Source organism: Klebsiella sp. ME-303, assembly GCF_007910085.1.
Classification (GTDB): Bacteria; Pseudomonadota; Gammaproteobacteria; order Enterobacterales; family Enterobacteriaceae; genus Klebsiella; species Klebsiella michiganensis.
The window spans coordinates 57410-71861 of sequence record NZ_VOJB01000083.1 but is presented as its reverse complement, the minus strand read 5'-3'; the positions used below and the strand labels follow the sequence as shown (position 1 = coordinate 71861).

The 14452-nt window shown below is 56.2% G+C and carries 14 protein-coding genes; 6 read left to right on the top strand and 8 right to left on the bottom strand.

Annotation, left to right across the window (positions count from 1 at the left end; translation table 11 throughout):
* Nucleotides 1–361: 361 nt before the first annotated feature.
* Complete coding sequence (acnA, locus tag FQK12_RS17145; RefSeq protein ID WP_004850158.1) at nt 362–3034, top strand: aconitate hydratase AcnA; 2673 nt, start codon at nt 362–364, stop codon at nt 3032–3034.
* Nucleotides 3035–3091: 57 nt separating this feature from the next.
* Here the strand turns inward: acnA and ribA are convergent, their stop codons facing one another.
* Nucleotides 3092–3682, bottom strand: coding sequence for a GTP cyclohydrolase II (gene ribA / locus FQK12_RS17140; protein ID WP_004121245.1), 591 nt, complete (start codon nt 3680–3682; stop codon nt 3092–3094).
* A gap of 162 nt (nt 3683–3844) precedes the next feature.
* On the opposite strand from ribA, the gene pgpB reads away from it, so the two are divergent.
* From pgpB to yciH, 5 genes are all read left to right on the top strand, one after another.
* Nucleotides 3845–4612, top strand: a complete 768-nt coding sequence (gene pgpB / locus FQK12_RS17135) for a phosphatidylglycerophosphatase B (protein ID WP_014229013.1) — start codon at nt 3845–3847, stop codon at nt 4610–4612.
* Nucleotides 4613–4747: 135 nt separating this feature from the next.
* Entirely contained in the window at nt 4748–5056 is a 309-nt protein-coding gene (locus FQK12_RS17130) for a LapA family protein (protein WP_014229014.1), read from the top strand.
* A 6-nt stretch (nt 5057–5062) separates the two neighbouring features.
* On the top strand, nt 5063–6232 hold the full coding sequence (lapB, locus tag FQK12_RS17125; protein ID WP_014229015.1) for a lipopolysaccharide assembly protein LapB: 1170 nt from the start codon (nt 5063–5065) through the stop codon (nt 6230–6232).
* Nucleotides 6233–6424: 192 nt separating this feature from the next.
* Nucleotides 6425–7162, top strand: coding sequence for an orotidine-5'-phosphate decarboxylase (gene pyrF / locus FQK12_RS17120; protein ID WP_014229016.1), 738 nt, complete (start codon nt 6425–6427; stop codon nt 7160–7162).
* Entirely contained in the window at nt 7162–7488 is a 327-nt protein-coding gene (yciH, locus tag FQK12_RS17115) for a stress response translation initiation inhibitor YciH (RefSeq protein WP_014229017.1), read from the top strand. Before pyrF ends, yciH begins: the two co-directional genes overlap by 1 nt.
* A 97-nt stretch (nt 7489–7585) precedes the next feature.
* On the opposite strand, the gene osmB is transcribed toward yciH, so the two are convergent.
* The 7 genes from osmB to sapF form a co-directional block, all read right to left on the bottom strand.
* Nucleotides 7586–7804: an osmotically-inducible lipoprotein OsmB gene (osmB, locus tag FQK12_RS17110; RefSeq protein ID WP_004139496.1), complete on the bottom strand. Its 219-nt coding sequence runs from the start codon at nt 7802–7804 to the stop codon at nt 7586–7588.
* 277 nt (nt 7805–8081) lie between these two features.
* Nucleotides 8082–8831, bottom strand: coding sequence for a DNA-binding transcriptional regulator YciT (locus FQK12_RS17105; protein WP_014229018.1), 750 nt, complete (start codon nt 8829–8831; stop codon nt 8082–8084).
* 70 nt (nt 8832–8901) lie between these two features.
* Nucleotides 8902–9084, bottom strand: coding sequence for a hypothetical protein (locus FQK12_RS17100; RefSeq protein WP_004121231.1), 183 nt, complete (start codon nt 9082–9084; stop codon nt 8902–8904).
* Nucleotides 9085–9260: 176 nt separating this feature from the next.
* Nucleotides 9261–11195, bottom strand: coding sequence for an exoribonuclease II (locus FQK12_RS17095; RefSeq protein ID WP_014229019.1), 1935 nt, complete (start codon nt 11193–11195; stop codon nt 9261–9263).
* Nucleotides 11196–11276: 81 nt separating this feature from the next.
* Complete coding sequence (locus tag FQK12_RS17090; RefSeq protein WP_014229020.1) at nt 11277–12434, bottom strand: carboxymuconolactone decarboxylase family protein; 1158 nt, start codon at nt 12432–12434, stop codon at nt 11277–11279.
* A gap of 182 nt (nt 12435–12616) precedes the next feature.
* Nucleotides 12617–13405, bottom strand: coding sequence for an enoyl-ACP reductase FabI (gene fabI, locus FQK12_RS17085; RefSeq protein WP_004121225.1), 789 nt, complete (start codon nt 13403–13405; stop codon nt 12617–12619).
* 237 nt (nt 13406–13642) lie between these two features.
* Nucleotides 13643–14452: a putrescine export ABC transporter ATP-binding protein SapF gene (gene sapF / locus FQK12_RS17080; protein ID WP_004850180.1), complete on the bottom strand. Its 810-nt coding sequence runs from the start codon at nt 14450–14452 to the stop codon at nt 13643–13645.

Genomic DNA, 14452 nt, shown 5'->3' with positions numbered 1-14452 from the left:
ATGACAAGTGAATTATTGAGAATTATTTCTATCTGATAAAATAGCGGTAATAAGGAGGATATAATTTTTCCCTTTTTAGACTCGCTCGATAAATTTTCTCTATTGGACTAATCGCCGGAATAATGGCGATTAGTCTTTCTTTGTACTCGTGTACTAATACGACGCGCTCGCCGACGCAAACCTGACTTCTTCAATCCTTCTCAATATATCCGCCCTCATTATTCAAATTTCCTGTCTTAATGCGTTACGCCTATTTTAGCAATTTGAGTTGTTATCAAAATGTTACATCAAAGATGTGTTATCTTTAATAATGACCCTGAGGAGGATCAGGGGATGCTATCCCTAAGGTAAAGGAGGAGCTATGTCGTCAACCCTACGAGCAGCCAGTAAGGATACGCTCCAGGTTAAAGATAAAACCTGGCATTACTACAGCTTACCGCTGGCCGCTAAACAACTGGGCGATCTCTCGCGCTTGCCCAAATCGCTCAAAGTGCTACTGGAAAACCTGCTGCGCTGGCAGGACGGCGATTCCGTGACCGCCGAAGATATTCATGCCCTGGCCGGATGGCTGAAGCATGCCCATGCCGACAGGGAGATTGCCTACCGTCCGGCGCGCGTCCTGATGCAGGACTTTACCGGGGTTCCTGCCGTGGTGGACCTGGCGGCGATGCGCGAAGCGGTCAAACGCCTGGGCGGCGATACCGCCAAAGTGAACCCGCTTTCGCCCGTCGACCTGGTGATTGACCACTCGGTCACCGTAGACCGTTTTGGTGACGATGATGCTTTTGAAGAGAACGTCCGGCTTGAGATGGAGCGCAACCATGAGCGCTACGTCTTTTTGCGCTGGGGGCAGCAGGCATTCAGCCGCTTCAGCGTAGTACCGCCGGGTACCGGTATTTGCCACCAGGTAAACCTCGAATACCTTGGCCGGGCGGTGTGGAGCGAACAGCAAAACGGCGAGTGGGTGGCTTTCCCCGACACCCTGGTCGGCACCGATTCCCATACCACGATGATTAACGGTTTAGGCGTTCTGGGCTGGGGCGTCGGCGGTATCGAAGCGGAAGCCGCCATGCTCGGTCAGCCGGTTTCCATGCTGATCCCGGACGTTGTTGGCTTCAAGCTGAGCGGCAAGCTGCGTGAAGGCATTACCGCGACGGACCTGGTCCTGACGGTCACCCAAATGCTGCGTAAACACGGCGTTGTGGGTAAGTTTGTTGAATTCTACGGCGATGGCCTCGATTCTCTGCCGCTGGCGGACCGCGCGACGATTGCCAATATGTCCCCGGAGTATGGCGCGACCTGCGGCTTTTTCCCGATCGATGCGGTAACGCTTGACTATATGCGCCTGACCGGCCGCAGCGAAGAGCAGGTGGCATTGGTAGAAGCCTATGCGAAAGCGCAGGGCATGTGGCGTCAGCCTGGAGATGAACCGGTATTCACCAGCACGCTGGCGCTGGATATGGGAACCGTTGAAGCCAGCCTGGCCGGGCCGAAACGCCCGCAGGATCGCGTAGCGCTCGGCGATGTGCCCCAGGCCTTTGCCGCCAGCACCGAGCTGGAAGTTAATCACGCGCAGAAAGATAAACGGCCAATCGACTACACGCTGAACGGACAGCAGTATTCGCTGCCTGACGGCGCGGTGGTGATTGCCGCCATTACCTCCTGTACTAACACGTCGAATCCCAGCGTCCTGATGGCCGCCGGCTTGCTGGCCAAAAAAGCCGTTGAGCGGGGGCTGAAACCGCAGCCGTGGGTTAAAGCGTCGCTGGCTCCCGGGTCGAAGGTCGTTTCCGACTATCTGGCCCACGCAAAGCTGACGCCGTATCTTGATGAACTGGGCTTCAATCTGGTCGGCTATGGCTGTACCACCTGTATCGGTAACTCCGGACCGCTGCCGGACCCGATCGAGCGCGCAATCAAGCAGGGCGATCTGACCGTCGGGGCTGTGCTCTCCGGCAACCGCAACTTTGAAGGACGTATTCATCCGCTGGTAAAAACCAACTGGCTGGCGTCGCCGCCGCTGGTGGTCGCCTACGCCCTGGCGGGGAATATGAATCTCGACCTGACCCGTGAGCCGTTAGGGACGGGTAAAGATGGTCAGCCGGTGTATCTGAAGGATATCTGGCCGAGCGGAATCGAAGTCGCGCAGGCGGTTGAGCAAGTCTCAACGGAGATGTTCCGTAAAGAGTACGCCGAAGTGTTTGAAGGGACAGCCGAGTGGAAGGCGATTAAAGTGGATCGCTCTGATACCTACGACTGGCAGGATGATTCCACCTACATTCGCCTGTCGCCGTTCTTTGATGAGATGGGCGTTGAGCCTAAACCGGTAGAGGATATTCACGGCGCGCGCATTCTGGCCATGTTGGGCGACTCGGTTACCACCGACCATATCTCCCCGGCGGGCAGCATTAAAGCCGACAGCCCCGCGGGCCGTTATCTGCAAAATCACGGCGTCGAACGCATTGATTTTAACTCCTACGGCTCCCGTCGCGGCAACCATGAGGTGATGATGCGCGGGACGTTTGCCAATATTCGTATTCGTAACGAAATGGTCCCCGGCGTGGAGGGGGGGATGACCCGTCATCTTCCGGATAGTCAACCTATCGCTATTTACGATGCCGCTATGCTCTACAAAGCGGAGGGCACGCCGCTGGCGGTGATCGCAGGCAAAGAGTACGGTTCCGGCTCCAGCCGCGACTGGGCGGCTAAAGGACCGCGTTTGCTCGGCGTCAGGGTGGTGATTGCCGAGTCTTTCGAGCGTATCCACCGCTCCAACCTGATTGGAATGGGGATCTTACCGCTGGAATTCCCGCAGGGGGTGACGCGTAAAACGCTGGGACTGAGCGGCGAGGAGCGGATAGATATCAGCAACCTGCAGGCTCTGCAGCCCGGTATGACGGTGCCGGTCACGCTGACGCGCGCGGATGGTCGGCAGGAAGTGATTGATTGCCGCTGCCGCATCGATACCGCGACTGAGCTGACCTACTATCAGAACGACGGTATTTTGCACTATGTGATCCGCAATATGCTGTAAACCCGCGTCTGATATAAAAAGGGCCAGCACAGGCTGGCCCTTCATTTTTCAACGGAATTACTTGCTCAGCAGGTGCCCCATTTTGGCAGCCTTAGTATCCAGATAGTGGGCATTTTTCGGGTTTCGTCCCACGATCAGCGGCACGCGTTCCACAATGTTAATTCCCGCTTCAGTCAGGATTTCGACCTTCTTCGGGTTGTTGGTCAACAGGCGTACCTGGTCGACGTTGAGCAGCTTAAACATATCTGCGCACAGCGTGAAGTCGCGTTCATCGGCGGCAAAACCCAGCTGATGGTTGGCTTCCACGGTGTCATAGCCTTGATCCTGTAACGCGTAGGCGCGGATTTTGTTCAGCAGACCGATATTGCGCCCTTCCTGGCGGTGATACAGCAGAATGCCGCGCCCCTCTTCGGCAATATGCGACAACGCCGCTTCCAGTTGAAATCCGCAATCACAGCGCAGGCTAAAAAGGGCGTCGCCCGTTAAACACTCAGAGTGTACGCGAGCCAGAACCGGGGATTGCCCCGAAATATCGCCAAATACCAGCGCGACGTGATCCTGCCCGGTTGCCAGTTCTTCAAAACCCACCATGAGAAAATCGCCCCATGGGGTTGGCAGTTTGGCTTCTGCCACACGTTTAAGCTGCATGTGATTCTCCAGATTCTATCAGCACCTGACTGTGCTTCTGTTTGCCGCTATTTTGCCACAATGGCGCGACGTTCTCCTAATTGCGTCGGGTTACCTGCGCGCAAAGCGCACAAACGAACTACTTTCCGTTATGATATTGAGGTTAATGAATAAGGAGATGAGATGCTGTTGATTGCCAGACGAACCGCCGTTGGCGCGGCCCTGTTATTAATCATGCCTGCTGCGATCTGGATTTCGGGCTGGAAATGGCATCCCGGGCTGTCGGCAGGGACGATGAAGCTGCTGTACTGGGTGACCGAGACGGTGACGCAGCCATGGGGCATCATTACGCACGTTATCTTATGCGCCTGGTTTCTGTGGTGCCTGCGTTTTCGTCTGCGAGCGGCGATAATGCTGTTCCTCATTCTGGCCGCAGCGATACTGGTTGGGCAGGGAATGAAGACGTGGATTAAAGGCCGCGTTCAGGAGCCTCGTCCCTTTGTCATCTGGCTGGAGCAGACGCAGCAGGTGCCGGTCACGCAATTCTACGCGTTGAAACGCAAAGAACGCGCTAAACTGGTGCATGAGCAGCTGGCGCAAGAGCAGCAAATCCCCGAATTTTTGCGCAAGCACTGGCAAAAAGAGACCGGCTTCGCTTTCCCGTCTGGCCATACGATGTTCGCTGCCAGCTGGGCGCTGCTCGGCGTTGGTTTGCTGTGGCCGCGGCGTCGCTGGGTCACCCTGGCGCTGCTGCTAACGTGGGCGACGGCGGTGATGGGCAGCCGCCTGGCGCTGGGCATGCACTGGCCGCAGGATCTGATCGTCGCAACGCTGATTTCCTGGCTGCTGGTGACCCTGGCGACCTGGCTTGCCCAACGGTTCTGCGGCCCGCTATCGCCGCCGGGAGAAGAGGCGCAGGATATTAAAAAAAGGGCGGCAGCGCCGGAATAATGTTGATATTACCCCTATCAGGCCGCATATCCTGTACTGGTGTCATGCATTTCCATTTCACCGCTGCGGCGAAAATGGTACTTTATAGGGCTGAACGCGGGATTTTTTCGCGCAACCCACAGAACGGGAAGTCATGTGAAATATTTTCTTATTTTCTTACTGGTGTTAGCCATCTTCGTCATTTCAGTGACGCTGGGCGCGCAGAATGACCAGGTGGTCACGTTCAACTATCTCCTCGCGCAGGGTGAGTTCCGTATTTCGACGCTGCTGGCCGTGCTTTTTGCTGCCGGTTTTGCTATCGGCTGGCTGATCTGCGGTCTTTTCTGGCTGCGCGTTCGCGTCTCTCTGGCGCGCGCTGAGCGTAAAATTAAGCGTCTGGAGCATCAGATCGCGCCAGCCAGCGCTACGCCTGCAGAAGCCGGTGTTCCTGCGGTGAAGGAATAATCATTTATGCTGGAGTTGTTGTTTCTGCTTTTGCCCGTTGCCGCAGCGTATGGCTGGTACATGGGGCGCAGAAGTGCACAACAGTCCAAACAGGACGATGCGAGCCGTCTGTCGCGTGACTACGTTACAGGGGTCAACTTCCTGCTGAGCAATCAGCAGGATAAAGCCGTCGATCTGTTCCTCGATATGCTGAAAGAAGATACCGGCACCGTCGAAGCCCATCTGACGCTGGGCAACCTGTTCCGCTCGCGCGGTGAAGTTGACCGCGCTATCCGCATCCACCAGAGCTTAATGGAAAGCGCCTCGCTGACTTACGACCAGCGCCTGCTGGCGGTTCAGCAGCTGGGGCGCGATTATATGGCCGCCGGGCTCTACGATCGGGCGGAGGGGATGTTCAAACAGCTGGTGGATGAAACGGATTTTCGCCTGAGCGCCCTGCAGCAGCTGCTGCAAATTTATCAGGCAACCAGCGACTGGCAGTCGGCGATAGAAGTGGCCGAGCGTCTGGTTAAGCTGGGGAAAGAGAAACATCGCGGCGAAATCGCCAATTTCTGGTGTGAACTGGCGCTGCAGCAAATGGCGGGCAACGATCTGGATAAGGCGATGGCGCTGCTGAAAAAAGGCGCCGCGGCGGATCGCAACAGCGCTCGCGTCTCCATCATGATGGGTCGGGTATGGATGGAGAAGGGCGACTATGCCAAGGCGGTAGAGAGCCTGGAGCGGGTGATTGAGCAGGATAAAGAACTGGTGGGTGAAACCCTGGAGATGCTGCAAACCTGTTACCAGCAGTTAGGAAAAACCGACGAGTGGGAAGCATTTTTGCGCCGCTGCGCGGAGGAAAATACCGGCGCGACGGCCGATCTGATGCTGGCGCAGATCCTCGAACAGCGGGAAGGGGTTGACGCCGCGCAAAACTACGTGACTCGCCAGCTGGAGCGCCATCCGACGATGCGCGTTTTCCATAAGCTCATCGATTACCACATTAATGAAGCCGAAGAGGGGCGTGCGAAGGAGAGCCTGGGCGTGCTGCGCCAGATGGTGGGCGAGCAGGTCCGCAGCAAGCCGCGCTACCGCTGCCAGAAATGCGGCTTTACCGCCCATACGCTGTACTGGCACTGTCCATCCTGCCGGTCGTGGTCAACCATTAAGCCCATTCGCGGACTCGACGGGCAGTAATTTTAAAAAAAAGCCGCACTTTAGTTACAACATACTTATGGATTATTATGTCCGTCTCCTCCGGCTACGGCGATTAAGGCGTCTGGCAGGGAGGGAAATGCAGCCTGTTATTTTCGGCTTATCGCAGGTAGAATGCTGCCCGTTTACCTTTTTTGCGCCGAACCGGCGCTCATCAACAATTAAGGTCCGGTCATGACGTCTACTGCTACATCTTCTTCCCGCGTTGTCACATCCTCTCCCATCGTCGTTGCTCTCGATTATGATAACCGTGATAAAGCGCTGGCGTTTGTCGACCGTATCGACCCGCGCGACTGCCGGCTCAAGGTTGGTAAAGAGATGTTTACCCTGCTGGGGCCGCAGTTTGTTCGCGACCTGCACCAGCGCGGTTTTGAGATTTTCCTCGATCTAAAATTTCACGATATCCCGAATACCACGGCGCGTGCGGTCGCCGCAGCGGCAGAGCTTGGCGTCTGGATGGTTAACGTTCATGCCTCCGGCGGCGCGCGTATGATGACCGCCGCACGTGAGGCCCTGCTGCCTTTCGGAAAAGATGCGCCGCTATTAATTGCGGTAACGGTGTTAACCAGCATGGAAGCCAGCGATCTGCAGGATCTGGGCATTACGCTATCTCCGGCGGACCACGCCGCGAAGCTGGCGGCGCTGACCCAGCGCTGCGGGCTGGATGGCGTTGTCTGTTCGGCGCAGGAGGCGGTTCGCTTTAAACAAGAGCTGGGCCAGGCGTTCAAGCTGGTGACGCCTGGCATTCGTCCGCAAGGTAGCGACGCGGGTGACCAGCGGCGCATTATGACGCCGGAACAGGCGCAGGCGGCGGGGGTAGATTACATGGTGATTGGTCGTCCGGTAACGCAGTCTGCCGATCCGGCCGCCACCCTGCGCGGTATCAACGCATCGTTGAATAAGGGGGTATGATGAGCGATTCCAACAGTCGTCTGGTTTATTCAACGGACAGCGGTCGTATTGATGAGCCCAAAGCGGTACAGGCGCGTCCGAAAGGGGACGGTATCGTACGTATCCAGCGCCAGACCAGCGGGCGCAAGGGGAAGGGCGTGTGTCTGATTAGCGGAATAGATGAAAGTGACGACGCGCTGGCTAAGCTGGCTGCCGAGCTGAAAAAGAAATGCGGCTGCGGCGGGGCGGTAAAAGATGGCGTGATTGAAATTCAGGGCGATAAGCGTGACTTGCTCAAATCGCTTCTGGAAGCCAAAGGCATGAAGGTTAAGCTGGCTGGCGGTTGATTAATAATAAGGCCACGATAAATATCGTGGCCTTTATTTTTGTGCTGGTGTACTGGTCAGCAAATATAAACTTTCATTTTATTGTTCGTGGTTAATATTATTTACCCACCTGGTGGCCGATAATCCCGCCGACTGCCGCGCCGCCGAGGGTACCCAGGGTGCTGCCGTCCGTTAATACCGCACCGCCCAGTGCACCGGCACCTGCGCCGATAGCGGTGTTACGGTCGCGTTTAGACCAGTTAGAACAAGCGCTCAGAGACATTGCAACAGTGACGGCCAGAACCACAGCGGCCATTTTTTTGTTCATTGAAGTCATCATTTTTTTTCTCCTGAATAATCTATTCATGGATACAACTTCCCTTAAGCATAGCTTGTTACGCCAGCCCGGGGGGTATTCCATGAAGCTTTAGTTGCGCAGGTGTTGCTCTATTCACGCAGGTGATAGTTACTTCCTGTTATATCGCTAACATTAATTCTACTTTCTATAAATTTTTCAGGCAGGTAAAAAGTCTGAATTCAGATGTCAGAAAAGTCTCAGACCAGGGCGATGCCGGGGAGAGCCCGGCAAAGCGGCGGTAAGGCAGAAATAAGGATCAGGGATGGTTAACGATATCGACGGCTAAACCGCACTGGGTTAACTGGTTGCGCACGGCATCATTGAGATTATCATCGGTGATAATGCGGTTGAAGCGCCCTATCGGGCCGAGCGGATAGGGATGAACCACGTTGAATTTCGAGCTATCGCTCAGCACAATCGCTTCACAGCCCTTTTCAAGCACCGCGTTGACCACGTCAGCACGCATCATATCCCGTCCGGTAAATCCGGTTTCAGCCTGCCAGCCGTCAATGCCAATAAAGGCCTTGCTGAAGTGGACCTGCTGAATAAACTGGCGGGTTAGCGGACCCACCATACTTTCACTGCGCTTTTGATAGATCCCGCCCAGCAGGATGACTTCTCCGGGCGTCTCTTTCAGCAGATGCGCGATATAGCTGCTGACGGTGATGATAGTTATATCGCCGCGCTCGGCAAGCGTACGGGCGAGCAGGGCGTTGCAGCTCCCGTTTTCGATAAATACCGTTTCCCCGGACGAAACGAGCGTAGCGGCCCGCGCAGCCAGCTCTCGCTTAATGGCGAAGTTGGTCATCATGCGGGTTTCCACATCTTCACTATCCAGCGGAACGGCGAAGCCGTGGGTACGCCGCAGGTAGCTCTGTTTCTCGAGTGAATTCAGATCCTGGCGAATGGTGACTTCAGAGACACCGGTCATCTTCGCGAGATCGGCCACGCTCATACGGCCTTTATCGATGACCATTTGCAAAATACTTTGTTGTCGGGCGTTCATAGCAACTTCGCAGTTAAGGGCTATTTGGGCGCGATCGGTCCTGGATGGCCGATGGCGACGATGAAGATTATCAAATTTCCCACGGCGCTTTAGGCTGACCGGGTTTATTTTCCTGCTCGTCGCTGGAAAGCGCCTGCAGTTCAGCTTTCAGAATTTCCAGATTATGGATTGCGGAGTGATAATCCCCGGCAACCAGAATATCCAGCACGGTATCGATTCGTTGGGCGAGCAGGCGGGCATTCAGATCTGACATGGCGTTATCCTGGTTACAAATGTGAATAAAATCAATGATGCTAAAAACGGATGAAAAAGAGAAGCGAAAAAAACGCACAAACTAACTCATCTACAATGATTCGTGGGCAACGCGCAGAAAAACAACGGGAAGGGCTAAAATGCGGCTCCATATAAGGGAGCCGCACAGGTGAACTATCAGGCGGCTGGACGCGCAATCACGCTACGGGTTTCCATGCGCACTTCGGCAATCGTGACGTCGATAACATCCGTGACTTTGTAGACGACTTCGCCTTTGATCTGCACGGTGCCGTTTTCCTGGCTGCACACCAGTTCATCGCGCACGGCGTGAAGGAACGGCGCCGGGATAAAGGCAACCGCGCCGTTATCAACCAGACGCACGCGCATGCCGCCGCGGCTGACATCGATAATCTCAGCTGCAAAACGGGTAGTGGTGCCGGCCTGCGGATTCAGATAGCGGGCGTACAGCCAGTCTCCAACATCGCGCTCCGCCATGCGGTTGAGGCGACGGCGTTCAGCCATTTGGATCGCAACGTCATCCTGCGGGCGGGAGATCGCTTCCCCTTTGATAATCGCTTTCAGCAGACGATGGTTAATCATATCGCCGTACTTACGGATCGGGGAAGTCCAGGTCGCATAGGCCTCAAGGCCCAGGCCGAAGTGCGGGCCCGGCTCGGTGCTGATTTCCGCAAACGACTGGAAGCGACGAATACGGCTATCGAGGAAACCAGACGGCTGCGCGTCCAGCTCGCGACGCAGCTTGCAGAAGCCTTCCAGCGTCAGCACTTCCACCGGGTCAACGTGCACATCGTGAGTCTTCAGTAAGGCCGCGAGCTGCTCGGTGTTGGCCGGATCGAAACCGGTATGGACGTTATAAACGCCGAAACCGAGTTTGTCGCGCAGCACGCGGGCGGCACAGATGTTGGCGGCAATCATTGACTCTTCAACGATGCGGTTGGCGATACGACGCGGTTCGGCGACGATATCCAGCACTTCACCCTTGTCGCCAAGCACAAAGCGGTAATCCGGGCGGTCCTTGAATACCAGCGCGTGGTTTTTACGCCATTCGCTACGACGCAGGCAGGCCTCCTGCAGCAGCTTAATTTGCTGGGCGATAGTCTCGCTTCCCGGCTGCCAGCCACCGTTATTTTCCAGCCAGTCGGAAACATCATCGTAGGCCAGCTTCGCTTTCGACTCGATGGTCGCCGCGAAGAACTGAATATCATCTTCGATGGCGCCGTCATCCGCGAGGATCATGCGGCAGGCCAGAACCGGGCGAACCTCGTTGGGGCGCAGAGAGCAGAGGTCGTCCGAGAGCTCGCGCGGCAGCATCGGAATGTTGAAGCCCGGCAGATAGTTGGTAAAGGCGCGAATTTTCGCCGCGTTGTCCAGCTTGCTGCCTTCGGCAATCCACGCGGTCGGATCGGCGATAGCGACGGTCAGATGCAGCTTGCCGTCAGCGGTTTGCTCAACGTACAGCGCATCGTCCATATCTTCGGTGCTGGCGCTGTCGATGGTCACGAAAGCCAGGGCCGTTAAATCACGGCGTTCCAGACCTTCATCAAGCATCTCGGTCGCCACGCCGTCCGGCGCTTCTTTTTCCAGATTATGACGCGCCAGGGTGACCCACCATGGAACGAAATGATCGTCGCCGTAGGTAATGTACTGGGTGAGCTCAGCGTAGAAACCGCGGTCGCCTTTCAGCGGATGACGGCGCATTTCGGCAACGGCCCAGTCACCCTCTTTAAAATCATGCTCTACGCCGCGCGCGGCGCGGCAAGGAATGGCATCTTTCAGCAGCGGATGGTCAGGAACGATGGAAAGACGATCGTCTTTCTTATGAACTTTGCCGACAAAACGCGTCAGGAACGGCTCAACCAGTTCTTCAGGCTCAGCGCTTTCGCGTTCCTTTTCAGTATTGACCACGGCGATAATACGATCGCCATGCATCACTTTTTTCATTTGCGGCGGCGGAATGAAATAGCTTTTCTGCGAGTCGACTTCGAGGAAGCCAAATCCTTTTTCCGTCCCCTTAACGACCCCTTCAACGCGCGGAGTCTGGGAATGCAGTTGCTGTTTAAGCTGCGCTAGCAGCGGGTTGTCCTGAAACATAATTTCGTATTTTCGTGGCTAAAAGAGCGGCTGACATTTTTACGCGAATATGCCTGCCGCAGCAAGCGCTGTTTCAGCATTTTACGTCTCCTGACGTACATTCCCGAGGGCGATTTTCAGCCGATTCATCCAACCGCACAGCCCGCACCAGGCGAGTAGATCGATAGCCGCGCTACGGGAAAGCCCGTAATCAGTGAGGGGAGTTAGCTGGGCGGCGCTGAAGCGGTCGGGCGCACGGGTCAAAAGCTGTACGGATTGTAGAAGCTGGCGTTCCATTGACGGGTTGTCTCCCCATGGCTGGACGCCGGATTCATTACCACGCAAAGCGTCCGTGAGATCGGCTAAATCTGGACATCGCGAGGCCCACGCGTTAAAGCAGCTGATGCTGCCATTAATCCGCGCAGCGATCAGCGCCACCTGCGCGGCGAACGGTTGTCGATCGCTGAGGTGGGTCAGAAGCTGTTCCTGCAGAGCCAGAGGAGGTTCCTGAGCCGCCAGCAGCGGGGCAAGTTCAAACAGGCCCGGATGTTTTCGCCAGTTCGCTAAAAGAGACTGGCGCTCATCGTCGGCATAGCGTAAGTCCGCGTCGTCAAGTCCTGGCTGCCAGTCACTCTCCCTCGCGACGAAAAGCGCTTCCGGGGCATCTTCCTGCTGCGGCATGCCGGGGATCCAGCGCACCGGGTAACCCAGCGCGGCATGGAAGGCGGCGATAGCGCGGGCCTGGAAGCTGATAAAGCCAATAATCTGATTGATAAGGATAATATCGCGACTGGTCAGGCCGACTTCGTCCAGCTGGCTGCGGGCGAGCGCGTTGATCAGCGAAGGAGAGCTCGCGAGCTGACGCGCATACTGGGTAATTTGCGCCAGACGACGGTTGCTCTCACGCGAGGAGTCCGGGCCGGGAAGCGGCGCCAGGCGAGCGGCGTAGTGATTACACAGGCGCTGTACGCCATAAACCTGGGCGACGGTCAGCGCCGTACTTAGCCGGTCATAGGCGCTAAATGTCTGTAGACGGTTAACCGTCACTGACGCGGGAAAGAGGGCATCTGCCAGCCGACGGGCGGGCGTAAGCCAGCGCGCATGCGCCTCGAGCAGCTCCCGGGGGAGAGTCAGATCGAGTAGAAAACGATCTTCGACATGGGCGGCTTCAGGGACGAGCGGCAATACATCCACCGGGCAGATTGTTGACTGGGTCTCATGATACCAGTGGTTTTTGCCGTTAACGCGGCGTTGCTCCATGGGCGTTCCTTGTTCGGTATGTGGCAAACCGCCGTTTCGCGGTCATGCTATGCGGAACTATCCTGGCTTAACCCTGGAGCGGGAGAAAATATTGATCCGTGCTAACAAATAGCGGATTGGAATAACAGAAGGAAAGCGCGGGGGAAATACCCCTCCTCGCGGGCGCGAGGAGGGTAACGAACTTATTTCAGTTCCAGCTCGTTCATGGCGGCGATGCTGAAGCCGCCGTCAACGTGAACGACTTCGCCGGAGATGCCGGCAGACAGGTCGGAGCACAGGAATGCTGCGCTGTTGCCCACGTCTTCAGTGGTGACGGTGCGACGGATCGGGGTGACCGCTTCGCAGTGCGCCAGCATCTTACGGAAATCTTTAATACCGGAAGCCGCCAGGGTACGGATCGGACCGGCAGAGATGGCGTTAACGCGAACGCCTTCCGGGCCCATGGCGTTCGCCATGTAGCGCACGTTAGCTTCAAGAGAGGCTTTCGCCAGACCCATCACGTTGTAGTTCGGGATGGCGCGCTCTGCGCCCAGGTAGGAGAGCGTCAGCAGGGCGGAGCCCGGGTTCAGCATACCGCGGCAGGCTTTCGCCATCGCCACAAAGCTGTAGGCGCTGATATCGTGAGCGATTTTGAAACCTTCACGAGTGACCGCGTTAACGTAGTCGCCGTCCAGCTGGTCTGCCGGCGCAAAGCCGATAGAGTGGACGAAACCGTCGAACTTCGGCCACACTTTTGCCAGCTCGGTGAACAGAGACTCGATGCTCTCATCTTCCGCGACATCGCACGGCAGGACGATATTAGAGCCCAGCGCGGCGGCAAATTCTTCCACACGACCTTTCAGTTTTTCGTTCTGATAGGTGAACGCCAGTTCAGCCCCTTCACGGTGCATGGCTTGCGCGATGCCGTAGGCGATGGACAGTTTGCTGGCAAGGCCAGTCAACAGAATGCGCTTACCGGAAAGAAAACCCATAGCTTTTAATCCTTATCGTTATTGCGTATTTTTACTTTAACAATCATTTGGTTAGCATTGTTATTTCGAAATAACTCAAATTTAGCCGGGAATTATATCCCACTGACGACCCCTTGTGTCACGATATTTTTCTGCCATTCGCCACGTCATATCGCGCTTTGGCTACCGTGTATACAAGAGTATACCATCGGATATGACGGCGACCTGGCGCTAGCGCCGTGCAATTTACGCCTCGGTTTATTTACCGTCTTTACGCCAGGCATCGGCAGTCAGCGCCTCGCCGAAATGGCCGGCAATCAGGCGTTTTGTCAGCTCGTGCAGCGGAGACGCCAGAACGTCGGCGGTGCTGCCGCGTTCGACCACTTCGCCCTGATGCATCACCAGCACCTGATCGCTGATGTGCTTCATCATGCCCAGATGCTGAGTCACGTAAATGTAGGAGATACCCTGTTTTTCCTGCAGCTCCAGCATCAGGTTTATCAGCTGCGAGCGCATTGACATATCCAGCGACGCCAGCGCTTCATCGCAGACGATGACCTTCGGACGCAGGATCAGCGCGCGCGCCAGGCCCAGACGCTGTTTCTGTCCCGGCGCCAGCATATGCGGGTAGTAGCTGACGTGGTCCGGCAGCAGGCCAACCATTCGCAACGTTTCGATAATCTGCTTCTGCCGCGCTTCGGGTTCGAGGTCGGTATTCAGGCGCAGCGGAAAATCGAGGATTTGCGAAATACGCTGCCGAGGATTGAGCGAGGTCGACGGATCCTGAAAGATCATGCGAATCTTCTGGCTGCGGAAAGAGTAATCGCCAAACGCCAGCGGGCGATCGTCAATCAGCAGTTCGCCGGTGCTGGGTTCGACCATTCCGGCGAGCATTTTTGCCAGCGTTGACTTGCCAGAGCCGTTCTCGCCGATAATCGCCAGCGTCTGGCGCTCGCGCAGGGTAAAGCTTAACGGCTTAACCGCTTCCACCGTTTGCCGATGAAACCAGCCGGTGCGGTAGCGAAAGGTCTTACTCAGATTGCGCACTTCAAGCAATGTTTCGACCAT

Coding starts and splice junctions, on each gene's coding strand:
- acnA (WP_004850158.1), top strand. CDS start 362: ATGTCGTCAACCCTACGAGCAGCCAGTAAGGATACGCTCCAGGTTAAA.
- ribA (WP_004121245.1), bottom strand. CDS start 3,682: ATGCAGCTTAAACGTGTGGCAGAAGCCAAACTGCCAACCCCATGGGGC.
- pgpB (WP_014229013.1), top strand. CDS start 3,845: ATGCTGTTGATTGCCAGACGAACCGCCGTTGGCGCGGCCCTGTTATTA.
- lapB (WP_014229015.1), top strand. CDS start 5,063: ATGCTGGAGTTGTTGTTTCTGCTTTTGCCCGTTGCCGCAGCGTATGGC.
- pyrF (WP_014229016.1), top strand. CDS start 6,425: ATGACGTCTACTGCTACATCTTCTTCCCGCGTTGTCACATCCTCTCCC.
- yciH (WP_014229017.1), top strand. CDS start 7,162: ATGAGCGATTCCAACAGTCGTCTGGTTTATTCAACGGACAGCGGTCGT.
- osmB (WP_004139496.1), bottom strand. CDS start 7,804: ATGACTTCAATGAACAAAAAAATGGCCGCTGTGGTTCTGGCCGTCACT.
- FQK12_RS17105 (WP_014229018.1), bottom strand. CDS start 8,831: ATGAACGCCCGACAACAAAGTATTTTGCAAATGGTCATCGATAAAGGC.
- FQK12_RS17100 (WP_004121231.1), bottom strand. CDS start 9,084: ATGTCAGATCTGAATGCCCGCCTGCTCGCCCAACGAATCGATACCGTG.
- FQK12_RS17095 (WP_014229019.1), bottom strand. CDS start 11,195: ATGTTTCAGGACAACCCGCTGCTAGCGCAGCTTAAACAGCAACTGCAT.
- FQK12_RS17090 (WP_014229020.1), bottom strand. CDS start 12,434: ATGGAGCAACGCCGCGTTAACGGCAAAAACCACTGGTATCATGAGACC.
- fabI (WP_004121225.1), bottom strand. CDS start 13,405: ATGGGTTTTCTTTCCGGTAAGCGCATTCTGTTGACTGGCCTTGCCAGC.
- sapF (WP_004850180.1), bottom strand. CDS start 14,452: ATGGTCGAAACATTGCTTGAAGTGCGCAATCTGAGTAAGACCTTTCGC.